The sequence below is a fragment of the Pyxidicoccus xibeiensis genome, from assembly GCF_024198175.1.
Lineage (GTDB): Bacteria > Myxococcota > Myxococcia > Myxococcales > Myxococcaceae > Myxococcus > Myxococcus xibeiensis.
In genome coordinates, this window is record NZ_JAJVKV010000003.1 from 552,728 (window position 1) to 576,853 (window position 24,126).

At 71.9% G+C, this 24,126-nt stretch carries 24 protein-coding genes and 1 pseudogene; 11 read left to right on the plus strand and 14 right to left on the minus strand.

Annotated features, from left to right (window positions below; genetic code table 11):
- The first annotated feature begins 80 nt into the window (after positions 1–80).
- Positions 81–3,059 carry a serine/threonine-protein kinase gene (locus LXT23_RS15020; protein WP_253980853.1) on the plus strand — a complete coding sequence of 993 codons (2,979 nt, stop codon included), beginning with the start codon at positions 81–83 and terminating at the stop codon, positions 3,057–3,059.
- A gap of 9 nt (positions 3,060–3,068) precedes the next feature.
- On the plus strand, positions 3,069–4,049 hold the full coding sequence (locus LXT23_RS15025; RefSeq protein ID WP_323378961.1) for a serine/threonine-protein kinase: 981 nt from the start codon (positions 3,069–3,071) through the stop codon (positions 4,047–4,049).
- Between the two features lie 54 nt (positions 4,050–4,103).
- Here the strand turns inward: LXT23_RS15025 and LXT23_RS15030 are convergent, their stop codons facing one another.
- Both LXT23_RS15030 and LXT23_RS15035 read right to left on the minus strand, forming a co-directional pair.
- Positions 4,104–4,769, minus strand: a complete 666-nt coding sequence (locus LXT23_RS15030; RefSeq protein WP_253980855.1) for a DUF4386 domain-containing protein — start codon at positions 4,767–4,769, stop codon at positions 4,104–4,106.
- A gap of 117 nt (positions 4,770–4,886) precedes the next feature.
- Positions 4,887–5,285 carry a DUF3224 domain-containing protein gene (locus LXT23_RS15035; RefSeq protein ID WP_253980856.1) on the minus strand — a complete coding sequence of 133 codons (399 nt, stop codon included), beginning with the start codon at positions 5,283–5,285 and terminating at the stop codon, positions 4,887–4,889.
- 206 nt (positions 5,286–5,491) lie between these two features.
- On the opposite strand from LXT23_RS15035, the gene LXT23_RS15040 reads away from it, so the two are divergent.
- The gene (locus LXT23_RS15040) at positions 5,492–6,157 is read left to right on the plus strand and encodes a helix-turn-helix domain-containing protein (RefSeq protein ID WP_253980857.1); all 666 of its coding nucleotides are present in this window, start codon (positions 5,492–5,494) and stop codon (positions 6,155–6,157) included.
- 15 nt (positions 6,158–6,172) lie between these two features.
- Positions 6,173–6,310, plus strand: a pseudogene (locus tag LXT23_RS15045) (AraC family transcriptional regulator); the annotation flags it as partial.
- Between the two features lie 6 nt (positions 6,311–6,316).
- Here LXT23_RS15045 and LXT23_RS15050 read toward each other — a convergent pair.
- Positions 6,317–6,769, minus strand: a complete 453-nt coding sequence (locus LXT23_RS15050; RefSeq protein WP_253980859.1) for a GFA family protein — start codon at positions 6,767–6,769, stop codon at positions 6,317–6,319.
- A 236-nt stretch (positions 6,770–7,005) separates the two neighbouring features.
- On the opposite strand from LXT23_RS15050, the gene LXT23_RS15055 reads away from it, so the two are divergent.
- Together LXT23_RS15055 and LXT23_RS15060 are read left to right on the plus strand one after the other, a co-directional pair.
- Entirely contained in the window at positions 7,006–7,437 is a 432-nt protein-coding gene (locus tag LXT23_RS15055; RefSeq protein WP_253980860.1) for a DUF2752 domain-containing protein, read from the plus strand.
- Positions 7,438–7,468: 31 nt separating this feature from the next.
- Complete coding sequence (locus tag LXT23_RS15060) at positions 7,469–7,732, plus strand: hypothetical protein (protein ID WP_253980861.1); 264 nt, start codon at positions 7,469–7,471, stop codon at positions 7,730–7,732.
- Positions 7,733–7,790: 58 nt separating this feature from the next.
- On the opposite strand, the gene LXT23_RS15065 is transcribed toward LXT23_RS15060, so the two are convergent.
- From LXT23_RS15065 to LXT23_RS15075, 3 genes are all read right to left on the minus strand, one after another.
- Positions 7,791–8,534 carry a hypothetical protein gene (locus tag LXT23_RS15065; RefSeq protein WP_253980862.1) on the minus strand — a complete coding sequence of 248 codons (744 nt, stop codon included), beginning with the start codon at positions 8,532–8,534 and terminating at the stop codon, positions 7,791–7,793.
- Between the two features lie 101 nt (positions 8,535–8,635).
- Entirely contained in the window at positions 8,636–9,364 is a 729-nt protein-coding gene (locus LXT23_RS15070) for an alpha/beta fold hydrolase (protein ID WP_253980863.1), read from the minus strand.
- A 240-nt stretch (positions 9,365–9,604) separates the two neighbouring features.
- The gene (locus LXT23_RS15075) at positions 9,605–9,970 is read right to left on the minus strand and encodes a hypothetical protein (protein ID WP_253980864.1); all 366 of its coding nucleotides are present in this window, start codon (positions 9,968–9,970) and stop codon (positions 9,605–9,607) included.
- Between the two features lie 280 nt (positions 9,971–10,250).
- On the opposite strand from LXT23_RS15075, the gene LXT23_RS15080 reads away from it, so the two are divergent.
- Positions 10,251–11,414 (plus strand): FIST signal transduction protein, encoded by a 1,164-nt coding sequence (locus LXT23_RS15080; protein ID WP_253980865.1) that lies wholly within the window; start codon positions 10,251–10,253, stop codon positions 11,412–11,414.
- Between the two features lie 40 nt (positions 11,415–11,454).
- Here LXT23_RS15080 and LXT23_RS15085 read toward each other — a convergent pair whose 3' ends face one another.
- Together LXT23_RS15085 and LXT23_RS15090 are read right to left on the minus strand one after the other, a co-directional pair.
- Positions 11,455–12,381, minus strand: coding sequence for a hypothetical protein (locus tag LXT23_RS15085; RefSeq protein WP_253980866.1), 927 nt, complete (start codon positions 12,379–12,381; stop codon positions 11,455–11,457).
- A gap of 14 nt (positions 12,382–12,395) precedes the next feature.
- The gene (locus tag LXT23_RS15090; RefSeq protein WP_253981389.1) at positions 12,396–14,804 is read right to left on the minus strand and encodes a ribonuclease H-like domain-containing protein; all 2,409 of its coding nucleotides are present in this window, start codon (positions 14,802–14,804) and stop codon (positions 12,396–12,398) included.
- 202 nt (positions 14,805–15,006) lie between these two features.
- On the opposite strand from LXT23_RS15090, the gene LXT23_RS15095 reads away from it, so the two are divergent.
- Positions 15,007–15,651, plus strand: coding sequence for a helix-turn-helix transcriptional regulator (locus tag LXT23_RS15095; protein ID WP_253980867.1), 645 nt, complete (start codon positions 15,007–15,009; stop codon positions 15,649–15,651).
- 151 nt (positions 15,652–15,802) lie between these two features.
- Here LXT23_RS15095 and LXT23_RS15100 read toward each other — a convergent pair whose 3' ends face one another.
- The 4 genes from LXT23_RS15100 to LXT23_RS15115 all read right to left on the minus strand — a co-directional run bounded on the left by LXT23_RS15100 (position 15,803) and on the right by LXT23_RS15115 (position 18,646).
- Entirely contained in the window at positions 15,803–17,482 is a 1,680-nt protein-coding gene (locus LXT23_RS15100; RefSeq protein ID WP_253980868.1) for a hypothetical protein, read from the minus strand.
- A gap of 138 nt (positions 17,483–17,620) precedes the next feature.
- Positions 17,621–17,803: a hypothetical protein gene (locus LXT23_RS15105; protein WP_253980869.1), complete on the minus strand. Its 183-nt coding sequence runs from the start codon at positions 17,801–17,803 to the stop codon at positions 17,621–17,623.
- Positions 17,804–17,880: 77 nt separating this feature from the next.
- Positions 17,881–18,087, minus strand: a complete 207-nt coding sequence (locus tag LXT23_RS15110; protein WP_253980870.1) for a cold-shock protein — start codon at positions 18,085–18,087, stop codon at positions 17,881–17,883.
- A gap of 247 nt (positions 18,088–18,334) precedes the next feature.
- A complete protein-coding gene (locus LXT23_RS15115) occupies positions 18,335–18,646 on the minus strand; it encodes a TetR/AcrR family transcriptional regulator (RefSeq protein WP_253980871.1) in 312 nt (103 codons plus the stop codon).
- Between the two features lie 216 nt (positions 18,647–18,862).
- On the opposite strand from LXT23_RS15115, the gene pdxR reads away from it, so the two are divergent.
- Both pdxR and LXT23_RS15125 read left to right on the plus strand, forming a co-directional pair.
- Positions 18,863–20,341, plus strand: a complete 1,479-nt coding sequence (gene pdxR / locus LXT23_RS15120) for a MocR-like pyridoxine biosynthesis transcription factor PdxR (protein WP_253980872.1) — start codon at positions 18,863–18,865, stop codon at positions 20,339–20,341.
- A 118-nt stretch (positions 20,342–20,459) separates the two neighbouring features.
- Complete coding sequence (locus tag LXT23_RS15125; RefSeq protein WP_253980873.1) at positions 20,460–20,927, plus strand: carboxymuconolactone decarboxylase family protein; 468 nt, start codon at positions 20,460–20,462, stop codon at positions 20,925–20,927.
- A gap of 6 nt (positions 20,928–20,933) precedes the next feature.
- Here the strand turns inward: LXT23_RS15125 and LXT23_RS15130 are convergent, their stop codons facing one another.
- Together LXT23_RS15130 and LXT23_RS15135 are read right to left on the minus strand one after the other, a co-directional pair.
- The gene (locus LXT23_RS15130) at positions 20,934–21,578 is read right to left on the minus strand and encodes a hypothetical protein (protein WP_253980874.1); all 645 of its coding nucleotides are present in this window, start codon (positions 21,576–21,578) and stop codon (positions 20,934–20,936) included.
- Between the two features lie 168 nt (positions 21,579–21,746).
- Positions 21,747–22,634 (minus strand): pirin family protein, encoded by an 888-nt coding sequence (locus LXT23_RS15135; RefSeq protein ID WP_253980875.1) that lies wholly within the window; start codon positions 22,632–22,634, stop codon positions 21,747–21,749.
- A 121-nt stretch (positions 22,635–22,755) separates the two neighbouring features.
- Between LXT23_RS15135 and LXT23_RS15140 the strand changes: the two genes are divergently transcribed.
- On the plus strand, positions 22,756–24,126 hold the full coding sequence (locus tag LXT23_RS15140) for a cupin domain-containing protein (RefSeq protein ID WP_253980876.1): 1,371 nt from the start codon (positions 22,756–22,758) through the stop codon (positions 24,124–24,126).

Here is a 24,126-nt window from a genome sequence, read left to right on the forward strand (position 1 = left end):
GACACCCCTTGGGAGACCGCGGGCGCGCCGGCCGCTAGATTGTGCCGGCGCGCGTGACGGACACCCTGGACGACCCACCCATGCCTTCCGAGCCCGCCTTCCCCCGGGGAACGGCGCTGGGCCGCTACGTCCTCCTGGAGCGGCTGGGGGCCGGGGGCATGGGCGTGGTGTACGCGGCCTTCGACCCGGAGCTGGAGCGCAAGGTGGCGGTGAAGCTCTTGCGCTCCCGTCCCGAGGACGCCCGGGCCGCGGCGGAGGGACAGGCGCGGCTGCTGCGCGAGGCGCAAGCCATGGCGCGGCTGTCCCACCCTCACGTGCTGCCCGTCTTCGACGTGGGCGTGGTGGGCGACCGCGTCTTCGTCGCCATGGAGCTGGTGGAGGGCCGCGACGCCCGGCAATGGCGTGAGCAGGCGCCGCGCACCTGGGCCCAGGTGCTCGCCGTCTACCTCCAGGCAGCCCGGGGCCTGTCGGCCGCCCATGCCGCGGGGCTCGTGCACCGGGACTTCAAGCCGGAGAACGTCCTGGTGGGGACGGACGGCCGGGCGCGGGTGATGGACTTCGGGCTGGCGCGCGCGGCGGCGGGGGCCCCCGGAGCCGCGGGCGCGGCGCCTCACTGGCGGGTGACCCTGGAAGGCCAGGTGCAGGGCACGCCCGCGTACATGGCGCCCGAGCAATGGCGCGGCGAGCCCGCGGACGCGCGCTCCGACCAGTTCGCCTTCTGCGTCGCGCTGTGGGAAGCCCTCGCCGGACAGCGCCCCTTCGCGTCCGGCGGGCCCGCGGACTCGCGTCCCACCTGGCCCGCGCCGGAGCGCCGCGTGCCGGCTGCCGTGCGGCGCGCCCTGCTCCTGGGGCTGTCCGCTTCGCCCGACGGACGCTTCGCATCCATGAAGGACCTGGTGGCGGCGCTCGAGCGGGCCTCGAGGCGCCGGGGCCTGGGGCTGGGCGTGACGCTCGGGCTGGGAGCGCTCACGGCGGTGCTGCTCGTCGTCGCGCCCCGCACCGCCCCTCCCTGCAGCGGAGCGCCAGCCCGCGTCGAGTCGGTGTGGGGGCCCCGGAGCGCGGCGCGGCTGGAACGGACGTTCCATTCCACGGGCCTGCCCTTCGCGGGTGACGTGCTCACCACCGTCCGCACGGAGCTGGACGCGTACGCGCAGGGGTGGAGCCGCCTGTACACGGAGGCGTGTCTGGCCACGCACGAGCGGCAGGCGCAGCCGGAGGCGGTGCTGTCCCTGCGGATGGCCTGCCTGGAGCGGCGCCTGGGCGAGCTGGGCGCGCTGGTGGAGGTGCTCTCCGCGGCGGACCGGGAGGTGGTGGCGCGCGCACCGTCCGCCGTGCATGCCCTCACCGCGCTGGAGGGGTGCTCGGACGTGGCCGCGCTGCTGAGCCAGGTGCCCCTGCCCGCGGGAGGCGAGGCCCGGGCCCGGGTGGACGCCGTCCACCGCCAGCTGGCCCAGGCCCGGGCACTGCTGGGCGCGGGCCGCTATGCGGAGGGCGTGTCCCTGGCCCGAGCCCTGGAAGTGGAAGCCCGGCAGGCGGCGCACGCCCCGGTCCACGCCGAGGTGCTGGCGCTGCTCGCCCGGCTGGAGCTCGAGGCCGGCGAGGCGGGCGCGGAGGCGAGGCTGCTGGAGGCGCGCTACGCCACCGAGGCCTCGCGGCTGGATGCGCTGTCGGCCGAGACGGCCGTCCACCTGTCGTCGCACCTCTGGAGCCGGGGCGAGCGGGCCCGCGCCGAGGAGTGGTGGCGCCACGCCGAGGCGACGCTGCGCCGGCTGGGCACGGACGCGCGGCTGGAAGCCCTGCTGCTCAACCGCCGCGCCATGATGTACGCGACGAGCAACCGCTACCCGGAGGCCGTCGAGCTGACGCACCGGGCGCTGGCCCTCCTCGAAGGACTGCACGGCCCGGAGCACCCCGCCCTGGCCGAGCCACTCCTCCGCGCCGCGCGCTACCTTCGGACGGGCCATGAGCAGGAGGCGCTCGGCCTTGCCCGGAGGGCCCTCGCGCTGAGGCAGCGCGCGCTCGGGCCGGACCACCCGGAAGTGGCCGAGGCCTGGAGCACGCTTGGCCAGCTCGAGCGGGACCTGCGCCATCCGGCCGCGGAGCTGGAGGCGCAGCAGCGCGCCCTCGCCATCCTCGAGCGCGCGCTGGGGCCCGAGCACCCCCGGGTGGCCGGGGCGCACTGGGACATGGCCGTCGCCTACGAGAACCAGGGCGCGTCGCGACGCGCACTCGAGCACCAGCAGCGTGCCGCCCGGCTGCTGGAGCAGACCCATGGCCCCCACCACCACGAAGCGGCCGTGGCGCTGCTCGCCACCGCCCAGCTCCAGCACCAGCTCGGACATGGGCGCGAGGCACTCGCCACCGCGCTCACGGCCTTGGAGCGCCTGGAGGCCCTCCACGGAGCCGACAGCTCCCTGCTCATCCTGGAGCAGTACGGCGTGGGCGAGCTCCACGAGTTGCTGGGCGAGGACGCCGCGGCCCTGGAGCGCTACCGCCGCGCCGCGCTCGCGGCGGAGCGGTGGGCCCATCCCAGCCAGGGCTCCCTCGCGTGGCTGGGGCAGGCGCGGCTCCACCTGCGGCACGGGCGACTGGGCCAGGCACGGACGTTGGTGCGGCGGGCCCTCGACATCCGGGAGCATCACCATGGGCCCACCCACCCCGAGCTCGCGAGCGCGCTGGGGGTGCTCGCGCGGGTGGCGCTGGCCGAGGGACGCTTCGAGGAGGCGGCGGCGCTCGCACGGCGCATCGCCGGGTGCCTCGCCGTCTTTCCGCCGGAAGCGCCGGAGCACGCGGAGGACCGGCTGCTGCTGGGGCTGGCACGGCTGCACTCCGGCGCGCGCGAGGAAGCCCTGGCGCTGCTGCGCGAGGCGCTGAAGCTCCGCGAGCAGCAGCCCGACCGGGTGCTCCCGCTCGCCGAGGCGCGCTTCGAGCTGGCCCGGGCCCTGGGGCCTCGCAACGCGGAGGCACGGGCGCTGGCGGTGCTCGCGCGGGACACCTACGTCCGGGCGGCGGCACGTCCCCGGCTCGCGGAGGTGGAGCGGTTCCTGGCGGACCGGTAGCATCCGCCCGTGGTCTCGGGCTTCCGGCGAGGGCGTTTCTTCCTGCACACCCGGCTGGGCGCCGGAGGCATGGGTGAGGTGTGGCTCGCGCGGGAGAGCACGGGCGCGGGCACCGGCGCGACGGTGGCGGTGAAGCTGCTGCTGCCCCACCTGGCGGAAGACCCGCGCTTCGTGGAGCTGCTCCGGCACGAGGCGGAGCGCGCCTCCCGGCTGGACCACCCGGGCATCGTCCGCGTGCGGGGGCTGGAGGAGACGGAGTCCGGCCCAATCCTGGTGATGGAGCACGTGCCGGGCCCCTCGCTGCGCTGGGTCCTCGAGCGCTCCCGGGCGCTGGACCAGCGGCTGCCCGTGGGCTTCGTGGCCCGGGCCCTGGTGTGTGTCTGTGAAGCGCTCCACCATGCGCACCAGGCCGGCCTCGTCCATGCGGACCTGGCACCGGACAACGTGCTCGTCACGCCGGAGGGAGACGTCAAGGTGGTGGACTTCGGGGTGGCGCGGCTGCTGCACGGGAGCGAAGGCACGCCGAGGCACGCCCGGCGCGGCTACACGGCGCCCGAGGTGCTCGCCGGCGGGGAGCCCCGGGAGCCCGCGGACCTCTACGCGGCGGGGGCGATGCTGGAGGAGCTGGCCGCCTTCAGCGAGGCCCCCGAGGCGCTGGAGCCGGTGGCGCACCGGGCGCTCACCGCCGACATGACGGCACGGCCCGCGGGAGCGCTGGAGTTGCGTGACGCGCTCGCGCCGCTGGCTTCCGGCTTCGAGGCAGGCCGGCTCGGTGGCGTCATCACCCACCTGCTCGCGGCGGAGCCACGGCGCCAACAGGAATCCGCCGGGGCGACCACCACGGGCATCCTCGCGCCCGAACCACCCGCCGCCGCCGTCCCGCGCCGCCGGACTCCCGCGAAGAAGGCCGTGGTGGCCCTGCTGCTGGCGGCCGGACTGGCGGCCCTGGGGATGCTGCTCGCGACGTGTTGGCCAGCTACATCGGCGTGAAGCCCGAGTCGCTGAGCCGCATCCGAAAGCGCATCGCCACGCGCGGCAAGCCGGCTACGCCGCGACGGAAGGCGTGAGCGTCCGGAACCCCCTGGCGATGAGCCAGCCGCCCAGGAACAGCTCGAACAGGCCCCCGGGCCCGGAGAAGAGGATTCCCCACGGCAGCCCGAAGAGCTCGAGCACGGCCCCCAGCGCCAGAAGCCCGTAGCCCACCACGCCCACCAGCGGGAGCAACGAGGGAAGAAGCCGGGAGCGGTGCAGCGACAGGAAGCACGCCACGCTGCCGGCCCCCAGGATGAGCATCGCGAGCTGGTAGGCCCAGAAGTTCCCCTTCGAGAGAAGGTTGGACAGCGTCACCAGCTCCGGCGTCGCCTGCCCTTGCGCGGACTCTCCGAGCTGGAGGATGGACAGCAGGAATACCACTCCAACGAGGAGGAGCAGCGCCTCCATCACCCGCGTGCAGACGTACGCGAGGGCGATGCCCGGGCTGCGCTCACGGAGGATGGGAAAGAACAGCACGCCAATCCCGACGACGAAGAGGGAGTTCAACAGGAGCAGCAGCGTGCCCCCGACGAACAGCGTCCGCTGACCGGCCAATACGGCCAGGTGCTCCGGCTCCTTCAGGACGGAGGTGACGAGCGCGGTGCCGATGCCGTACGCGAAGAACGGAAGGATGAAGAGGGCTCCCAGGGAGCGGGAGTGAAGGCGGGTGATGCTCATCGCGAGGGCTCCAGAACGTTCAGCGACGTTGTGGCCTCGAGAGTAGGGAGGGGCGTCCTCGCCCGCATTGACGAGAGTCAACATCGGCTTCATGGCATCCGGAGACGCCCGAGACCCTCAGTCCGGCAGCGTGTAGTCGAACGCGTACGAGTGCTTGCCCCCCTCGATGATGATGGCCATGGACCCGGTGAGCCCTTCCAGCTGGCCGGTGCCGGAGTCCGGCACCACGGTGAGGGACAGCTGCTGCGCCCCACGCGTCATCGTGCCCGAGTGCTGGAGGCAGAAGGTGCCCTCGCGGCCATCCAGGCTTCCACTGACGCGCTCCATCGCCACGTAGCCTCCCGACGTATTCCCGGCCGTCCTCAGGGCGAGCATCTGTCCCTTGCTGGTCGCCGCGAGCCCGCCGTGAAACGTCTTGTCGATGAGCATCCGGCCAAACGGCGACTCCGCGGCCCCCGGGTCCGGAGGCATGGGGGTCAGCTTGACGTCGAAGGGGCCGCTCGCATGCTTCTTCATGGTCGTCTCTCCTGTGGTGGGCCTGGGCGCCGCTGCTCGCGGTCCAGCACAACCCTGAAGGACCAGCGCACAGAGCGCCAACATCCACACCTTCATCCGCGCTTCCATCATCCGCTGTTCCTCGGCCAGGGTGGATGACCGCCAGATAGCGCCACCCGGCCGGGCCCGGATTGCAAAAACGCGACACCTGCCCAGAATGCCGGGCGGTGAGCCGCCCCCGAATCGACGCGCCGCGTGGTGTCCTTCCACGCCCCGCCCCGGCGGGGAAGATTGTCCACGAGCGCTTCGCGCCCTCACCCGAGCTGGAGCACTACGTCCAGCACTTCTGGAGCGTGCGCTGGGATTTGCGCGACGAGGCGCCCGTGGTCGCCGAGACGCTGTCTCACCCGTGCGTCCACCTGGTCTTCGAGCAGGGCAAGGGCCGGGTGGTGGGGGTGCCCAGGCGCAGGTTCCGCCAGCGGCTGCAGGGCCAGGACCGCGTCTTCGGCATCAAGTTCCGGCCGGCCACCTTCCAGCCCCTCCTGCGGGCGCCCGTCTCGAGCATCACCGACCGCATGCTCGGCCTGCGCACGGTGTTCGGCGCACGGAGCGATGCGCTCCGGCGCGCCATCCTCGGGGAGCCGGACCCGAGGCGGTGCGCGGCGCTCGCGGAGGACTTCCTGCGAGGACGACTGCCACCGCTGCCCGAGCCGCTCGCACGGCTCCGGGACGTGGTGGAGCGGCTGGCCTCGGACCCGGACATCACCCGGGTGGAGCAGGTCGTCGCGCTCACGGGCCTGGAGCCGCGCAAGCTGCAGCGGCGCTTCGACGCCGCCGTCGGCGTGAGCCCCAAGTGGGTCATCCAGCGCTACCGCCTGCACGAGGCCGCCTAGCAGCTCGCCCGGACGGACGCGCCGGACATGGCGGACCTCGCGCTGCGGCTGGGGTACTTCGACCAGTCGCACTTCATCCGCGACTTCAAGGCCGTGGTGGGCCGCTCCCCCGGCCGCTACGTCGAGGAGGCCCGCGCGAGCCGGCGGGCCTGACGGCGCTCAGGGCACGTTGGGCCACGGCTTCGAGCGCGGTCCCGCCATCCAGTTGTCGTGACGGCCGTCCCAGTACTGGAAGTTCAGCCCGGAGAGGTCCACGTCCTCCAGGCAGTTGACATGCACTGTGCGGAACTCACCGCCGAGCTCCGCCACGTCCCCCTCGCCGAAGCACATGATGCCGCAGCGCTTGCAGAAGGCGCGGTGGTTGGGGCTCGCGTCCACGCCGTACCTGCCGAGGCTGTCCGCGCCCGCCACGAGCCGGAAGGCGTGCGGCTTCACGTTGATGGTGGAGCCTCCCGCCTTGAGGCAGATGGTGCAGTTGCAGCGGTTCACCGGCACGGTGAGGTCCAGGTCCGCCTCGAAGCGCACGGCGCCGCAGTGACAGCCGCCGACGTACTTCTTCACGTGGGCGGGGTTCGGAAGCTGCTGCCAGTTGGTCTCGGTCTCAGGAGTCATCGCGGGTCTCTCCGATACATCGTGAGTTGATGCAGGGAGTTCTAGGCCCCGGCGATGACAGCCTTGTGTCAGGTTTCCTCCGAGGCACCCGGTGGGGCCCGGCCACAAGGCTCAAGGCCCTGGCACGTCGGGGTGTTCGACTCCCAACAGTGGTCGTGGTAGTAACGCCGGATACCTGCTTCCGAGGGGGGGTGGGCATGAACCGATTGATGCCCGCATCCGCTCACCCAGCACCCTTGTTCTCCACCCCCGTCCTGGCCCAACTGCTGGAGCGCCGCACCACCGGCCAGGTGCTGGGGGCGGTGGCCGCCATCCACCTGGGCCTGATGCACTTCGGGCTGCCCACGTGGCCGTGCCCCGTCCAGAGCGCGGTGGGACTGCCCTGCCCCGGCTGCGGGCTGTCCCGCGCCACGGCGGCGCTGCTTCACGGTGACTGGCGGGCCGCGCTGTCGTGGCACGCCTTCGCCCCCGTCATCCTGGCGGCGCTGGCGCTCATCATCGGGATGGCCTTCCTCCCGGAAGCAGCCCGGCGCCGGGGCATCGACGCGGTGGCCCGCGTGGAGCGGCGCACCCGGGTGACGGCCCTGCTGCTGGTGGCCCTGGTGGCCTACTGGCTCATCCGGCTGCTCGTCTTTCGCGACACCTTCCTCACCTCAACCCTCAGCTGAAGAACGCCTCACCCCTTAAGGAGAAACGCACATGGGAATGATCCTCGGTCTGCTCGGAATCCTCTGCAGCATCGCCAACCTGGCCTGCTTCATCATGGTCGTCATCAAGCTGTTCCAGGCCAAGGGCCCGCTGCACGGCATCCTGGGCATCATCTGTGGCCTCTACACCTTCATCTGGGGCTGGATGAACGTGGACCAGAACAACAACAAGAACATCATGCTCGCGTGGACGGCGAGCATCGTGGCCGGCATCGTGTTCAACGTGCTCGGCGGCATGATGTCCTCCGGTTCGTAGTCGTCGCAGTCGTACGGTGGGCGGGCCCAGGGTGGCCCGTCCCTTCCGGGCCCGTGCTTCAGCACATGGAAGCAAAGATGGGCCACACGAGCAGCAGGCCCTCTTCGTCGGTCATGCGCAGCCAGCCCATCGGAACCAGGGGCTGGTCCAGGTCGACCATGGCTCCGACCTGCATGAAGTTCCCCTTCGTGCGGATGATGCGCAGCTCGACGGCTTCACCCTCCAGCCGGGGCGGCTGGGCCACCGACAGCGGATGGGAGCGAGCGTCCTCCCTCGCGGCCAAGTAGAGACGCGCCTGCCCACCGGGAGCGAGGTCAAGGTACTCGACGCCGGTCCACTGCCAGCCCTTCGAGTCGAACGGGAGGAACTGGAGGCTCGGGCCCTCGCGAGTGGAGTCCCGCGGAAGCTCGCGGAGCCAGGCGCGTGTGTTCTTGCGCACGTCGATGACGACGTGGATGTAGCTTCCCCGCTGCTCGACGACGGGGAACTTGCGCAGTGCCGTGTCGTAGTCCCAGCCGCTCAGCGCCTGGAGGTCCTTCACGGCGAGGGTGCCAGCGAGCTCGAAGGCGTCACCGCTCGGCAGGTAGCGCGGAAGCGTTCCTGACGGGCGCCGCTCCTCGTCGAAGGCCGTGTGGACGAAGGCCACGCCGATGACGTTGCGGAGGGCGTCTTCGGCGACGTCCACGCGGGAGAGGTACAGCCTCTCGGAGGGCAGGTCCGCGCGCGCGGCGGAGGCGGTCAGCAGCACGAGCGCGGACAGCGTGGTGACGAGCAGGCTTCGGAGCGGAAGGCATGGGCTCATGCCCTGCCTTATTGCAACCCATGAACCAGGGCCGGGCCGCCGCGTAACAGGCTGGAATCACGCGGCTTCGTCTGGAAGTGCGGCCCGTGGGCCGCAACCGCTCAGAGGGCGTGCCGGCACTGGCCGAGGAAGCGGACCAGCTCGGCGTGGAACCACTGCGCCGCATCCAGCATCACCCAGTGACTCGCATGCGGCGCCACCGAGCGGGACAGCGTGGGCCGCTGCCCCACCAGGGTCTCCGGGCCGGTGGTCGCCACCAGCGCGTGCGTGGGTCCCGTGAAGCTGTCGAAGGCGTCACCCGGGTCGAAGTGGAGCAGCGACTCCAGGTTCCCCGCGATGGCCTCCCGCCGCGAGGTGCGCATCGTCTTCATCACCTGCACGCGCGTGGCTTCCTTCGCCGCCAGCAGCTGCGACGCGAGCCAGTGCTCGTGAAAGGCGCCGTACTTCGCCGGGCTGAAGTTCTCCAGCAGGGCGTCCGCCTCCGCCTTCGACATCCGGCGCATGTCTCCCGGCGGCTCCACGAGGAGCAGCCCCGCGAGCCGCTCGGGGTAGTACGCCGCGAAGGCGCCCGCCACCGCGGCCCCGAAGCCGTGCCCCGCCAGCACGAACTTCTGCGGCACCAGCGCGTCCGCCACCGCGACGACATCCTCTACCGCCGCCTCCACCCCAAAGGGCCCCTGCGCGCCCCCGCTCTCCCCCAGGCCGCGCAAATCGAAGGAGACGCTGAGCGTCGAAAGGCCGTGCTGCGTCTCCGCCCAGTGCGTCCGGTCCGCGGCGAGGTCGTGCACGAAGAGGATGGGGATGCCGCTGTCGCCCTCCACTGTCGCCATCAAGCGTCCCACGGGGCCCGTGACGCCTACTGATTTCGGCTCTTTGTGCTTCATCGGCTCGGCTCCCGGCCCCCGGTACGGGCGCTGCCCGTCCGCCCACCGCGCTGTCCGAAGCGCCAGGGCCATCCCCGGAGTCTGCCCCACTTCTACCGGCGGTGTATCGCAGGGGGCCGGTGACGCTCCGAACCGGGGCTGGCGCATCGTCCAGTCCTCGCCACTGGCTGTCGCAGCCGCACGCCCTCACGGCTCGGTGGAGACCACCCGGCCCGGCTCCAGGACTTCCCGCGTCTCGGCCCCCGCCTCCACGTACCCGGCTCCGCCCTCGAGCACCCCGCCGTCCGCGAGCACGGCGGTGAGCCGGTACGACGACTCGCCCACCGCCACGAAGGGCAACCGGATGGACGCGCCGGGCCCCAGCCCCCGGTGCACGACCTGACCGTCCTCGTGCTCGATGCGCACCTCGCGCACCTCCTGCCCCGTCCGGTTCTCCAGCCGCACCGTCACCAGGGGCGCGCCCGGCGTGCGTGTCAGCCAGAGCGCGCCCACACCTCCCAGCGTCAGCGCCGCCCCCACCAGCACTCCGACGAACATCGGAACGAGCTTCATCGCGACTCCCCGCAACCGTGAACAAGAGGCGCCAGCATCATGGCTCCCCCACTTCATGGCGATGTCTCGGTTGAAGCCGGAACCTGTTTCTCCGGCTCTTCAGCCCGGAGAAGGGCCACGAGCCCGTCAAACCAGACAGGTGTAAAATTTTAATCACGCTTGATTGCTGCTGTGTTTGCTCTTAGTGTTTCAGCTGACCCACAGGGTCAAACCTGAAGCCCCCCCAATCGACAGCACCGATCCGGAGCACCCTCCCCCTGTCTTCAGGAGTGCCCCTCTCATGCCTCGCATCCAGATGCGGACGGCCCGGTCCTCGCTGCAGGACGCGCGTGCCGCCGCGGACGAGCTGGTCTCCCAGCTGTCCGGCCCTACCCCGAAGCTCGTCACCCTCTTCGCCTCGCGTGAGCGGGACCAGCTCGCGCTCAACCGCGCGGTGCGCGAGCGGCTTCCCCAGGGCACCCGGCTGGTCGGGGCGACGACGGCGGGGGAGCTGGACAACCACGGCATCCACTCCGGCAGCGTGGTGCTGGGCGCGCTGTCGGGCGACTTCGAGGTGGGCCTGGGCGTGGGCCGGGGGCTGTCACATGACGCCCTCTCCGCCGGCATGCAGGCCATGCAGCACGCCTGCCGTGAGCTCGGCGTCCGTCCGGAGGACCTGGACCCGCGGCAGCACGTGGGCATCGTGATGGACGACGCGTTCCGCTACAAGAAGGAGGAGCTGCTGCTCGGCCTGCTGGACCGCAACCCGAGCCTGGTGGTCGTCGGCGGTGGCGCGAGCGACCACGAGCCAGACCCGGCGAAGCAGTCCGCCCTCCTGCACGTGGACGGCGAGGTCGTCAGCGACGCGGCCTGGGTGGCGCTCATCCATACCCAGGCACCGTGGGCGGCCATGCGCTCGCACTGGTACGTGCCCACCGGAGAGCGCCTGTGCATCACCCGCGTGGACGAGACGCACACGCGCGCGCTGGAAATCGACGGGCAGCCCGCCGCCCGGCGGTACGCGGAGCTGCTCGGCGTGGGCCTGGACGAGCTGGAGTTCGGCAAGCCCCGGGGCTTCTCCCTGCGCCCCACCGCGCTGAAGGTGGGGCGGGAGTACTTCCTCCGCTCGCCCTGGAAGCCCCTGGAGGACGGCTCCATCCTCTTCGCCAACCTCCTGGACGAAGGCGCCGAGCTGGAGCTGATGCGGCTGGGCGACATGGTGGAGTCCACCCGGCGCTTCTTCACCGAGGAGATTCCGCGCCGCCTCGTCCACCCCGAGGCCGCGCTGCTGTTCCACTGCGGCGGGCGCATGTGGATGGCGCAGTCCATGGGCGTGGCCCCGGCGCTCGCCGCCACGCTGCGGCACGCGCCCACGGCCGCGGGCTCCAACGTACACTTCGAGATGTACTCGGGCTTCCACATCAACACCACCCTCACCGCGCTGGTGTTCGGAGCCACGCGCTGAGCGGCGTGACGGCGCACAAGCAGGGTGCAGCCAGGGCCCGTCAGTCAGGCACGTTGTCGGGACACACCGCCTCCGACCAGTGCTGCCCGTCGAAGGCCAGCACGTTCCGGGGGCCGAACGACCACAGCACGCCCCCCGAGGCGTCCAGGCGATGCATCGGTGGATTCTCCGCCCCGGTGACCTTCACCTCCGAGCAGGTGCCCCCGTCATACACATGGAGCCCTCGAGTCCCCGCCGTGAGGTAGAGCTTCCGGCCGAAGGGACAGATGGCCCAGACGTCGTCGCGAAGCCCGGCGGTCTCCAGCAGATGCCATCCCCGCGGGCTCCCCTGGAGCAGCACGCCATCCGCTCCCGCCACCACCACCTCACCGCCGGGCAGGCACCGGACCGCATGGAGGTGCGCCCGGCTCGGCAGCTTCAGATAGTCCCAGCGCGAGCCGTCGTAGTGCGCGGCGAGGCCATCCAGGCCGACGGCATAGAGGTCGTCGCTCGCGAACCCATCCAGGTCCAGGAAGTCATTGTCGCGTCCGGGGTCCAGGCCTGTCTCCAGCCGGCGCCACCCGCCCGACTCCAGGCGATAGAGCTGCCCGCCCCAGCCGCAGGCGAAGAACGCGTCGCCGACGGCGCGCACGCGCTCCAGCGGGCCTCGCGACTCGGCGTCGGTGATGACGTACTCGCGAAATCTGCCCTTCACGCGCCGGGGCGTCAGCGGGCGGCCCCACTCCCCCACCTGCTTGACCAGGCCATTCCTCCCCAGCGCGCAGACGACGCCGCTCCGGTGCGTCACCGAGGTGATGAAGTCGTGCGCCACCTCGTGCGCGAGCCACGTGTCGCCGAACTTCAGGTAGAGGCGGGAGGTGGCCGCGTCGGGGGTCTCCGTGAAGCCCGCGCTGACGACGAGGGTGTCGGCGTCCAGGGCCACCCCATCCGAGAAGAACACGGTGGCCGCGTCCCCGATGTCGGTCATGGAGGTTGCCTGGCTCAGGAGGAGTGGGACGGGGCGGGCTCGGCGCCCAGCGGGTCCTGCAGCACGGTGAGCACCGGCCGCGCGTCCGCCAGCAGCGGAGCGAAGAGGGACGGCTGCCCGGGGTCGGCGAACACCGTCGAGAAATCCTCGGGCGTCAGGGCGCGCACCAGCCGGGCCGCGAAGGTCTCCCGCAGCAGCCGCACGTAGTACTCGACGTCATAGTCGCGAGGGTCGCTGGTGGGGGCCTCGCCGTCCTCGTCGTTGTCGGGCAGCAGGCCCGCGCGTCCCCGCACCGCGCGGTAGACGCGGACGCGCTCACCGGCGGACCAGTCCGTCCGTCCACCCGCCAGCATGGCCTCGTAGGACAGCTCGCGCCTGCGCTCGCGGAGGGCCAGGTACTGGGCGGCGCTCTTCGTCAGCCGCACCCGCGACGTCACGGCCAGCGTGGGGACCTGCCTGCGGCGCAGCGCCATCACCGTGGCGACGTACTCCTCCCGCACCCCGGGGATGTCACCGGCCAGCAGACAGCGCAGCGCCCGGCGCAGGAAGTCCTCGCCGAAGGGCTCGGCCCGGCTGGAGCGGAACGCCACGCCGCGCAGCACCAGCGGACCTTCGTAGGGCTGCAGCGCGTAGTTCTTCGGCTCGTGTGACAGCATCGCGGCGTAGCGCCCGTCGAACTCCAGCTGGACGCGGGGTGGCAGCAGGGCGGCGACCTCGGACACCACCCGGCGCTCGTCGGCCTCGCGCCAGTCGTCCGGCACGGCGAAGTAGACCCCGTCCGTGTCGGCCTCCAGCAGCGTGACGCCCCGGGCCGCCAGCTCGCGGCAGAGCAGGCCCAGCACCTCGCGCCCCCGCCGCGTCACCTCGTTGGCGGCGTGCACGTCCGAGAAGCGCGTCAGCCCCACCGCGCCCAGGTACCCGTAGGCCGAGTTGACGACAATCTTCATCGCCGCGGAGAGCGACTCATTCGTGTGCCGCTCCGGCGAGCCGGGCGCCGCGGCCTTCGCCCGCCCCTTGGCCGCCAGCCGCTGGTCCACCAGCCGGTCCACCAGCGCGAGCAGCACGCCCAGCCGGTCCCGCTTCGGCCCGATGCGGTACTGGCGCATCAGCGACGGGTACAGGCTGGCGACGTCCGCCTTCACCACGTGCCGCGCCACGCCCGTGGCGAACAGGTGGAGCGCCGCGCCGCTGTGAGAGGTGCCGTCGCCCGCCTCGCGCGCGGGCAGGGCCGCACCGGCCCGGAGGTAGGCACGCACCAGCAGCGGGTCGAGCACCCCCGTGGCCGGCCCCGCGTCCGCGAGCCGCTCGTAGCGGCGCGGCGCCATGCGGGCGAGCGCGAAGGCCGCGCCCCCCATGAGGCGCGCGAGGCCGGCGGCTTCGTTCACGTCGTCGCGGGCGTAGCGGCGCACGCGCTCTGGGTCTCGCTGGAAGACCTCGTACACCTTCGCCCCGGGGATGTGCTCCCGCTCCGGCCCCGCCAGGCCCAGGTGCCTCGCGACGGCCTTGAGCCCGTGGCCGGGCAAGTCCCTCGCCGAGAAGTCGTGCCGCAGCACCGCGTCCATGGTGTCGATGAGCTCGCGCCCCGGCATCGTGTAGCGCGAGCGGCGCATGGAGTCGTCACGCCCCGCCGCGCCCCCGCGACCGATGGCGGCACCGCGTGCGGCCGGGCGCTGCCGCAGCCCGGGCGAGCCCGCGCGGCCCAGCCCGAGCGTCACGCCCAGCACCCGCGCCCGCCGGGCGAGGAAGGGCAGGTCGAAGCCATGCAGGTTGTGGTTCTCGATGATGTCGGGGTCGTGCACCCGGATGCGCTCCACCAGGCGCTGGAGCAGGTCGGCCTCCGCGGCGTCGCCCTCGCCCTGGACGTCGAGCACCTCCGCCCTGCCCTCCGGATCTCGCAGCGCGACGAGGAAGATGCGGTCCCGGTCCGGATTCAGCCCCGTGGTCTCCAGGTCGAACTGGAGCCGGCGCAGGTCGTCGAACCCGAGGTCTCGGAAGTACGTGCGCCCCGAGGCGCAGAGGTACTGCTCCTCGGGGGGCAGCGACAGCACCGTGTCCTCGTCCAGGTCCCGCACGTGCCCGAGGGTGCGCCCCAGGCGGCGCCCGGCCCCCTGGAGCACGGCGGCCGTCAGCGCGCGCCCGTCCTCCGCGCGGACCAGGAAGCGCAGCGCGCCGGGCCCCTCCAATTCCTGCCACGTCACCCGGTTCGGCGCGGGGCCCTCGCGCTCGGGGCGGAGCCTGGCGCCCAGGTGTGCCAGGTCGTCCAGCGAGGACAGGAGCAGCCACGGCCGGAAGCGCACGTCCTCGCGCACCAGCGTGCCCTCCCCGGGGAGTCGCCGCCAGACGAAGGCCCGACCGTCGGGCTCGGCCCAGACCGAGACGATGCCCGGCGTCGGGTCCCAGCCCCAGAGCCACTCGTCCTCCATGGGGTTGGCCATCATGGCGGCGACCGGGGCGGTGCCCCTCCGGGGGTGACAGTCGAGAACCCGCATGATGCAAGCCGCTCCATCCGCGCGATGCAAGGTGGGACCTGACGGGTTGGCGACGCCGTCCCCACTCCCGGGCGGGGGCGTGGGATGACGTCATATTGAGACCCCGGTGTGACAGTGGTATGTCAGGTTTCTCCGTATGCAGCGCACCGAGCGTCTCTTCGCCCTCGCCGAGTATTTGAGAGGCCGCCGCACGGGCGTCACGGCGGAGACGCTCGCGGAGCGCTTCGGAGTCACCGTCCGGACCATCTACCGGGACCTGGATGCCCTGCGCGCCGCGGCCATGCCGCTCGCCGCCGAGCGGGGACGTGGCGGGGGCTATGCGCTGGACCGCAGCTACAGCCTGCCGCCGGTGAACTTCACCGCGCGCGAGGCGGCGCTCATCGTGGCGCTGGGGCGCTTCGCCATCGACATGCGCCTGCTGCCGTTCACCGACACGCTGGAGTCCGCGCTCGACAAGGTGCGCTCCGCGCTGTCCACGTCCGCGCAGCGCGAGCTGCTCACACGGCTGAAGGAGCTGTCGTTCCTCGGGGTGCCCGCGCTGCCCGCCAAGAAGTCCGTGCGGGAGGCCATCGAGCGCGCGTGGTTCGAGCAGCAGCCGGTGCGCATCACCTACGTGGATGGGAACTACCTGGAGACGACGCGCGACATCCGTGTGATGTCGGTCATCATGGACCGCCACGAGACGCGGATTGATGCCGTCGAGCTCGACAAGGACGAGCGCCGCCCGTTCCGCCTGGACCGCATCACCCACGCCGAGGTGCTGCGCCCGTCCGGGGCCTGAAGCGACGGGCGTGGAGACTTCGACTGCCTCTTCGGACGCTGGACGGTCAGCCGCGTGCCCTGAGCCGGCCGTCCGCCATGGCCCGACGCTCCGCGACCGCGGAGCGTGGACGAGGTCGCGATTCAGGACCCGCGCAGGAGGTAGCGCGCCGTCACGGAGGCGGGGCCAGCGCGGGCAGCATGGGCACGCGCCGCTCGCCGGGGCCATTGGGCGTGGCGGCGCTGTTGTTCGTCACCCGCCGCAGCAGCGAGCGCAGGCGCGGCGCGTCCTTGCGGAGGTTCGCCACGAACGCGGAGGGCGCGGTCGGCTCCACGTAGAAGGCCCACGTGGCCCCCGTCGCGTCCGTGACGTAGGCGCCGAAGTCCTGGAGCGCCTGCGCCACCAGCTTCCCCTCCGCCGTCAGGCCCTGCGCGTTGAGGTCCACCGTGGGGGGAATGGCGAAGTAGGCGCCCATGGGCACCTTGCCCTTGTAGGTCGACTCGCTGCCCCAGTCCTGCTCGGTGGCGGGCCAGACGTAGCCCTTCGCCGTGCCGTAGCCATTGGCGTCGTAGCCGCTCCAGCCGGAGGAGTAGTACAGCTGCACGCGGTCGATGGCGACGGCCAGCGCATGCTGAATCTTCCCCGTGTACTTCGGATGCGTGGGCGTGGTCTCCCACGCGCGGATGAGCCCGCCCACCGCCGAGCCGCCGTAGGCGCGCACCCCGTTCTGCGGCCCCAGGCCCGTGCCATAGAGGTCAATCGTGTGGTGGCGCCCCGCCCGGTAGGCCGTGGGCGACTGCCGCGTGGTGGCCCACGCCTCGTCGATGAACGTGCGCGCCGGGTTGATGACGTGCATGTGCGCGTCACTGCCCCGGGCGATGGTGGCATCCGCGGGGATGTAATAGGCGCCGCTGCGCGAGGAGTCGTTGTAGTCCGTCACCGTCGCCCACGGGTTGCTGGTGTAGGCCAGGGTGATGGGGTGCGAGTACTGGTCCCAGTTGGCCCAGGCGTTGATGTTCATCCCGCCGATGCTGGTGGCGATGAAGTCGCGCGTCGCCGGGTCCGTGGTGTCCGCGTACGTCGCGCCCCGGCCGATGGGCAGGTTCCAGACGGAGTCCGAGCGGAACGGCTGCAGCGTGGCGTCACGCGTGCCCAGCTGCGTGTAGACCTTGAACTCGTCGAACCGGGCGAGGTTGTCCTGGCTCGACAGCAGGCCCACGCGGGTGGCCGTCTGGTGGCTGGCGTCGTTCACCCCGCCCTTCAGCACACCGTTGATGTAGACGTCGATGCGGGTGCCGGACGTGCGGACCTCCAGCACGTCACCGGCGACGGGCGCCTGCGCAAGCTGCAGCGGGAAGGTCTGCGTGCCCGCGACGAACTTCGTCAGGAAGTACTTCCCCGCGCTCACGTCCGTCGCAAGCTTCCAGCAGTTGGCCCGGTCCACGAAGCGGAACGTCAGGCCGGAGTGCTGGCCCGGCGTGGCCAGCGTCACCATCACCCGCACGTTGGCGGCGCCGTTCACCGTGGCGTAGTGGTCGTTCCAGGTGGCGTCGTCCGTCGCCAGGTACGCCCGGCCCGAGCTGATGCCCCACGCCGTGCCGGAGGGGGTGTAGCTCCAGGGCTGGCCGCCCAATTCCAGGCTCCCCAGCGTGGTGGCGCTGTTCGCCCGGCTGAACGCGTCGTAGAGGTTCGCACCCGAGGCGGCCCCCTGGGACTGGGAGGCCAGCGGCGCCTCCACCGAGTCCTCGAGGGACGGGGCACCACATGCCGTCCCCAGTGCGAGCAAGGGGAGGAACACCGGCATGAGCGCGGTCCGGGCCGCCCGCGGGATGCCACCTGCAACGTTCTTCATCGCGACTCCTTGTCAAAGCTGCCGGAATAAGCAGGTTTTACAAGGATATAAGGGAGTCAGCGATGAGGGAACAACGGCCCGGGAAGGGGAGCCCGGGGGCCCGCCCTCTGGCGGGCCCGGGCGAAGCCCACTTCGACTTCAGTACTCCACCGGCGGCTGGGGGCCGGGGACGATGTCCGCGATGTCCGGGTCGACGTCACCGGGCTGACGGGTGGGGCGGTCCGACTTCTCCTTCTTCCGCTCCGAGCGCTTCGCGTCCTTCTCCTGCTGGTGCTGCTTGCGCGCCTGCTCCTTCTGGCGCTTCGTGGATCTTCCTTGCATTGAGCCTCCCTCACAGTAAACAAAAGCCCGGCCTCACTGTTGAGGAGACCGGGCTGCGGGTGCTGGAGCCGACGCTCTCAGCCAACCACGCGGACGTTCTCGGCCTGGAGGCCCTTGGGGCCCTTCCGGGTCTCGAACTCCACCTTCTGGCCTTCAGCCAGGGACCGGAAACCATCCGTCTGAATCGCGGTGTGGTGGCAGAACACGTCAGGGCCGCCATTGTCCTGGGCAATGAACCCGAACCCCTTCGCGTCGTTGAACCACTTCACGGTACCCGTTGCCATACTGTTCTTCTTTCCGCATGCGGCAACCAGGCCGCCTGGGTCCCAACGTGGGACGGGGCAGCCTCTAGCCTGTCAGGGGGCCAATGTCGAATGTGGAAGGCCCCGAATATCCACCGGTTGTCAGCCACCCCCTGAAAACGGGTACAAGAACCGAAGAATTCCAGCCCCTTACCCGGCCAGGGCCGGCTTCCAGAGCCGCCATGATGTAACGGGAAGGTATGAGTGGTGCTTTATTCCGGCAGCCTCCTCATGCGGCAACCTTTCGAGACCTGACACGGCTGGCCCGCCTGCTCCACCTCAGTGTCGCGAGCAGCGCGGAGACGTGCTCGCGGTGCTCTCTCACCAGGGCTTCCACCAGGCCCTGCTTGCCGCCGAAGTGGTAGCGCAGCGTGCCCCTTCCCACGAGGGCGCGGCGGGCCACGGCCTCGAGCGTCAGGGCCTGGGGGCCCTCCTCGCGGACGAGCCGGCTGGCCACCCGTAGCAACCTGTCGCGCGTCCCCACCTCGTTCTTCGCGCGCACCGGCGCGACGATGAAGTCGAACCACGGCAGTCCGTACATGCGTTCAAGCCCCTTTTCTTTCCGGGATTCCCGGCGCGTCTCTTCCCCGCCGGCCGCCCCACCTACGGCCCACGCGGGTGTTCCCTGACTCAGGGTTACGACGTAGACCTAGCCTGCTTGCTGGAGTCATTCCCAGTGATGGTTGGTGATGCCGCACATCACCGAGGTAAATCAGACGTGGAGACGCGGAACAGACGCAGGAAGCGGATGCCCGTCATGGCGGCGACCTCGCTCGTGCTCGACGGGCCCGCGGGCGCGCCCCTGCAGGAGCAGCTGGCCGAGGCGCTGCGCGGGGCCATCCTCGCGGGCCGGCTGGCCCCCGGCACGCGGCTGCTGTCCACGCGCGCGCTTTCGGAGCAGTTGGACCTGTCGCGCAACACCGTGCTCAATGCCTATGCGCGGCTGTTGGCGGAGGGCTACCTCGTCGGCCACACGGGCTCGGGGACGTACGTGGCCCGGGAGCTTCCGGAGCGGCACGCCTCCGTGCGGCGCGCGGCCTCGCGGGGGCCCGCGCGCGGCCTGGAGGCGGAGCCCCCGGCGCTGTCCAGGCGCGGCGCCGCGCTGGCGGCGGTGCCCGCCCCGTTCGACCTGGCGCGAGGCATTCCTCCGGGCCGCATGGCCTTCCGGCTGGGGGTGCCCGCCCTGGATGCCTTTCCCAGCGAGCTGTGGGGCCGGCTGCTCCACACGCGCTGGCGGCGCTCATGGGGAGACCTGCTGTCCTGGGCGCCCCCGGCGGGCCACCCGCCCCTGCGCCGCGCCATCGCGGACTACCTGGCCACCTCGCGCGGGGTGAGGTGCGTGCCGGAGCAGGTCCTCATCGTCAGCGGCTCGCAGCAGGCCATGAGCCTGGCCGCGCAGGTGCTGATGGACCCCGGTGACGCGGCGTGGGTGGAGGACCCGGGCTACTTCGCCACGCTCGGCGCGCTCACCGCGGCGGGGGCCACGGCCGTGCCCGTCCCGGTGGACGCGGAAGGGCTGGACGTGGAGGCGGGGCTGCGGCTGCGACCGGACGCGAAGCTCGCCTTCGTCACGCCCGCGCACCAGTTCCCGCTGGGCGTCGTGATGAGCCCCCGGCGCCGGCAGGCGCTCCTGGCGTGGGCGGCGCGCGCGAAGGCCTGGGTACTGGAGGACGACTACGACAGCGAGTTCCGCTACGTGGGCCGGCCCCTGCCGGCGCTCCAGGGGCGGATTCCCGACGCGCGCGTCCTCTACACCGGCACCTTCAGCAAGGTGGTGGCGCCCTCACTGCGCGTGGGCTACCTGGTGGTGCCCGAGGCGCTCGTCGATGCCTTCGCCGCCGCGCGCGGGTTCGCCGGGCTCAGCTCGCCCGTGCTGGAGCAGGCGGTGCTGGCGGACTTCCTCACGCAGGGCCACTTCAACCGCCATGTGCGGCGCATGCGCGTGCTCTACGCCGCCCGGCAGGACGCGCTCGTCGAGGCCGCCCGCCGCGAGCTGAAGGGGCTGGTGGACGTGGAGCCCACCCACACCGGCATGCACCTGACGGGCTGGCTCCCCGAGGGCGTGGACGACCGGGCCGCCTCCGCGCGCGCGGCCCAGGCGGGCCTGCTGGCCTTTCCCCTGTCGCAATTCCGACTCGAGAGCCGGGGACGGGGCGCGCTGATGCTCGGCTATTCCCCCGTCCCCGAGGAGCAGATGGACGACAGCGTGGCGCGGCTCGCGCGGGCCCTGCGCTGAAGTGGCCCCATGGGGCCACGTGCAAGTGGCTCTCGTGTCCCGTAAGGCCCCTGGTTACACAAGGTGCACGAAGGCCGGGGACGGCAAACCCCACCGGCCCATCCTGGAGGTTGGACACATGGAAGCTCGGCGTTTCGACATGGGGAAGGTGGCCGCGGGCGGGTACAAGGCGATGCTGGGGCTGGAGCGGTACCTGCACGAGTGCGGGCTGGAGGTGGGCCTGCTGCACCTCATCAAGCTGCGCGCGTCGCAGCTCAATGGCTGCGCGTACTGCATCGACATGCACTGGAAGGACCTGCGCGCCACGGGAGAGTCGGAGCAGCGGCTCTACGGGCTCGACGCGTGGGAGGAGAGCACCTACTACACGGAGCGCGAGCGCGCGGCGCTGGCGTGGACGGAGGCCGTCACGCGCGTCGCGGAGGGCCATGTGCCGGAGGCCGTGTACCGCGCGGTGCAGCCCCACTTCTCCGAGAAGGAGCTGGCCGACCTCACCGTCGCCGTGGCCACCATCAACGCGTGGAACCGCCTGGCCATCGCCGCCAGGACGCCCGCGGGCGACTACAAGCCGCCCGCGGCCGCGAAGTAGGAAGGCTCACGGCCCCGGCGGCGTGCGAGGCAGCTCCGTGCCGAACAGCACCTGGAGCAGGTCCATCAGCCCGGGCCAGGCCTCGGCGCCCAGCCACAGCCCCTCGGGGACGTGCTCGGCGGACACCGCCAGCGAGGCGTTCTCGAAGAGCTTCGCGGGCAGCGGGCCGTCCGCGGGCAGCTTCCCCTCCACCTGGAGGACCTGGCCGTCCCAGCGGATGCCGGGCGGGAGCAGCCGCTCGGCCAGCGCGCGCAGCGCCGCCCGCCCCGCGCCCGCGCGCAGCACGCCCATCATCAGCGACGAGGCGGTGCGCGACTCCTCCAGCTCCACGACACCCGGCGTGCGCAGCCACAGCTTGTAGCGCCCGGAGGTCAGCTCCACGCGCTCCAGCGTCGTCTCCACGCGCAGCTTCCAGCCCTGCACGGACAGCCGCGCTTCATAGACGTCCGGTCGCGCCGTCCACTCGCGCAGCTCCAGGTGCTTCACCTTGCGCAGCAGCTGGCGCACCAGCGGCTCCACCCGCGCGTGCGACAGCCGCAGCCGCTTGCGGCCCACGTCCACCGCCACGTCCTCGGCCAGGGCCGCGGGCAGCCGCTTCGCCCAGTCGCGCGCGCCCTCCAGCAGCTTCGCAGCCAGTGACTGACCCGACATCCATGTCCTCCGTGGTGCCGCGGTCGAGGCGTCCCGGGCACTCCCCGGGGACCCTCGCGCGGCGCGAGGGGCGAAGCATGCACCGAATCCGTCACACGCGCGCTGCCCTGGCCGCCTGCCGGGCAGGAGGCGCACAGAGCCCCCGCCCGCGCCGCTACCGGGACGCCGTCAGGGCGCGAGCGCCGGGAAGCGTCCGGCCTCCCAGTCCGCCAGCCGCACCCGTCCCTCCGCCACGCTGTCCACCACGAAGTTCCACCAGATGACCAGGGGGTCCGGCAGCGGCGTCCCTCCGAGCACCAGCAGCCGCGCCCCCCGCTCCGAGCGCAGCGTCAGCAGGGGCATGCCGTCCTCCAGGTGCGCCAGCACGCCCTGGGCCACGGCGGTGCCGCCCACCGCCACGTCGCCCTGAACCCCGTACACCGCGAGCGCCTGCGCGGCATCCACGGGCAGCGACACCTGCGCGCCCGGGGACAGCTCCACGTCCAGGTACGTGAGCGGCTGGAAGGTGGCCACCGGCGACACGGCGTCCTCCAGCGCGCCGGCGATGACGCGCACCCGTGCGCCGTCCCGCTCGAGGAGCGGCAGCTGCCCGGCCGGGACGTGGGCGAAGGCGGGCTCGCCGTGGCGGTGCTCGCGCGGCAGGGCCACCCAGGTCTGCACGCCGTGCAGGGGCTGGGCGTCCGGGCCCGTGTACACGGCCTCGGCATGGACGATGCCGCGCCCGGCGGTCATCCAGTTCACGTCCCCCGGGCGGATGTCCTGCACCGTCCCGAGCGAGTCGCGGTGCCGCAGCTGGCCGGAGAACAGATACGTCACCGTCTGCAGGCCCACGTGCGGGTGCGGCGGCACGTCCATGACGCCCGCCACGGAGGGTGACGGACCGAAGTGGTCGCAGAAGACGAAGGGCCCCACCCGGCGCAGCTCCACGCGAGGCAGCGCGCGCAGCACGCGGGAGTCGCCGACGAGCTCCGTGGACTTCGCGGGCCAGAGGGCCGCCACCCCGCGCTCGCGCCGCAGGGCCCGCGGGCCACCCATGAGTCCGGCTTCACTCTTCATCTCACCCGCCTCGTACCCGGGCTGGAACCCGCTCCGCCGCGTCGCGCCACCAGCATGGAAGGAGGTCCGATGCTAGCATCGCCGCATCCCATTTCCCGGTCATCGCCTCCAGGGAACATCCATGGCCCAGGCCTCCTCCGCGCTCGCCCATCCCCCCGAGCCGACGCTCGCCCTCCCCCGCTCCTTCTGGAAGACGTTCGTCAAGGAGTACTGGAACCGCAAGCCCACCGTCTTCAGGGGGCTGTTCCCGCAGCACTTCCCCACCAGCCAGGACATCTTCCAGGCGCTGCTCTCCTGCGGCGAGCGCTACCGCGCCGGTGACTTCAAGCAGCTCATCCGCTTCTACATCGAGCACGAGCCGGAGCCCGGCCAGGTGCCGGACTACTCCGCCCTCTTCTCGCTGTCGCGCTACCTGCCCGTCGCCGGGGACGGGACGCTCGACGCCTACGTGGCGCGCATCACCCATCAGCTCCGGGGCCGGCGCTTCGGCATCGTGCTCAACAACCTGCAGACGTACCAGTGGGACCACTGGCTGCAGATGAAGAGCTTCCTGTCCGGCTTCTACGAGGCCCTCGGCGTGCCGATGTCCGGCGCGGACTCGGCGCTCTTCATGGGCAACTACCAGTCCACGCCCTTCGGGGTGCACAAGGACGACCTGCACATCTTCAACTTCATCATCGAGGGGCACAAGGTGATGAGCATGTGGCCCTTCGAGATGCTGGCCGACCGGCCGGAGGTTCCCAAGAACATCCCCGGGATGGCCGAGCAGGGCGCCATCATCCACCTGCGCGACAAGGAGGATGAGCAGCAGTTGCTCTCGCAGGCGCAGTTCCTGGAAGCCCAGGCCGGCGACATCTACTACTGGCCGGCGTCCTACTGGCACCGCGCGGAGCCGAGCAAGGACCTGACGGTGTCCGCATCGCTGGGCGTCAGCTTCCGCCCGCCCGAGTTCGTAGGGGCCGCGCCGAAGCACGAGTGGCCCGGGAAGCTGCGCCACGCGGAGCTGCCGGACGGCTCGAAGTGGAAGGTGCCGGAGGCGGTGAGGCGCTCCATCGGCAAGCGGGGCAGTCGCCCCAACGTGCTGGCCGCAGACCGCGAGAGCACGGCCGCGTGGGTGCGCTTCCTCACCACCGGGGCCATGGAGGGGTCGCCGCCACAGGACCGGGACGCGCAGCCCCTCACCGGCCAGGACTGGGTGCGGACCCATCCCTTGCGCCCCATCGTCACCACCGCGCTGTCGGAGGGGCACCTGCTGGTCGCCGCCAACGGGCACTCGTCCACGCTGGCTCCCAGCGTCGTGGTGCGCCGCCGGCTGGAGAAGCTCGTGGCCACGCTCAACACGGGCAGGCCGGTGCGGGTGAAGGAGCTGGAGGAGGCCTTCTTCACGAAGCTGGAGGGGCGCACCTTCAAGCGAAGCGCCTTCCAGGCGCTGATGAACGACCTGCTGCGCTGGCGTGCCGTGCGGCGCTGCGAGCCCGGTCAGGGCGGCTGA

Excerpts from the sequence above, each read along its gene's own strand:
- LXT23_RS15030 (WP_253980855.1), bottom strand. The coding sequence starts at position 4,769 with ATGAGCATCACCCGCCTTCACTCCCGCTCCCTGGGAGCCCTCTTCATC.
- LXT23_RS15085 (WP_253980866.1), bottom strand. The coding sequence starts at position 12,381 with ATGACCGACATCGGGGACGCGGCCACCGTGTTCTTCTCGGATGGGGTG.
- LXT23_RS15095 (WP_253980867.1), top strand. The coding sequence starts at position 15,007 with ATGCAGCGCACCGAGCGTCTCTTCGCCCTCGCCGAGTATTTGAGAGGC.
- LXT23_RS15070 (WP_253980863.1), bottom strand. The coding sequence starts at position 9,364 with ATGGCGACAGTGGAGGGCGACAGCGGCATCCCCATCCTCTTCGTGCAC.
- LXT23_RS15075 (WP_253980864.1), bottom strand. The coding sequence starts at position 9,970 with ATGAAGCTCGTTCCGATGTTCGTCGGAGTGCTGGTGGGGGCGGCGCTG.
- LXT23_RS15065 (WP_253980862.1), bottom strand. The coding sequence starts at position 8,534 with ATGAGCCCATGCCTTCCGCTCCGAAGCCTGCTCGTCACCACGCTGTCC.
- LXT23_RS15135 (WP_253980875.1), bottom strand. The coding sequence starts at position 22,634 with ATGAAGAGTGAAGCCGGACTCATGGGTGGCCCGCGGGCCCTGCGGCGC.
- LXT23_RS15115 (WP_253980871.1), bottom strand. The coding sequence starts at position 18,646 with ATGTACGGACTGCCGTGGTTCGACTTCATCGTCGCGCCGGTGCGCGCG.
- LXT23_RS15020 (WP_253980853.1), top strand. The coding sequence starts at position 81 with ATGCCTTCCGAGCCCGCCTTCCCCCGGGGAACGGCGCTGGGCCGCTAC.
- LXT23_RS15090 (WP_253981389.1), bottom strand. The coding sequence starts at position 14,804 with ATGGAGGACGAGTGGCTCTGGGGCTGGGACCCGACGCCGGGCATCGTC.
- LXT23_RS15140 (WP_253980876.1), top strand. The coding sequence starts at position 22,756 with ATGGCCCAGGCCTCCTCCGCGCTCGCCCATCCCCCCGAGCCGACGCTC.
- LXT23_RS15050 (WP_253980859.1), bottom strand. The coding sequence starts at position 6,769 with ATGACTCCTGAGACCGAGACCAACTGGCAGCAGCTTCCGAACCCCGCC.
- pdxR (WP_253980872.1), top strand. The coding sequence starts at position 18,863 with ATGGCGGCGACCTCGCTCGTGCTCGACGGGCCCGCGGGCGCGCCCCTG.
- LXT23_RS15110 (WP_253980870.1), bottom strand. The coding sequence starts at position 18,087 with ATGGCAACGGGTACCGTGAAGTGGTTCAACGACGCGAAGGGGTTCGGG.
- LXT23_RS15035 (WP_253980856.1), bottom strand. The coding sequence starts at position 5,285 with ATGAAGAAGCATGCGAGCGGCCCCTTCGACGTCAAGCTGACCCCCATG.
- LXT23_RS15105 (WP_253980869.1), bottom strand. The coding sequence starts at position 17,803 with ATGCAAGGAAGATCCACGAAGCGCCAGAAGGAGCAGGCGCGCAAGCAG.
- LXT23_RS15060 (WP_253980861.1), top strand. The coding sequence starts at position 7,469 with ATGGGAATGATCCTCGGTCTGCTCGGAATCCTCTGCAGCATCGCCAAC.
- LXT23_RS15080 (WP_253980865.1), top strand. The coding sequence starts at position 10,251 with ATGCCTCGCATCCAGATGCGGACGGCCCGGTCCTCGCTGCAGGACGCG.
- LXT23_RS15100 (WP_253980868.1), bottom strand. The coding sequence starts at position 17,482 with ATGAAGAACGTTGCAGGTGGCATCCCGCGGGCGGCCCGGACCGCGCTC.
- LXT23_RS15130 (WP_253980874.1), bottom strand. The coding sequence starts at position 21,578 with ATGTCGGGTCAGTCACTGGCTGCGAAGCTGCTGGAGGGCGCGCGCGAC.
- LXT23_RS15125 (WP_253980873.1), top strand. The coding sequence starts at position 20,460 with ATGGAAGCTCGGCGTTTCGACATGGGGAAGGTGGCCGCGGGCGGGTAC.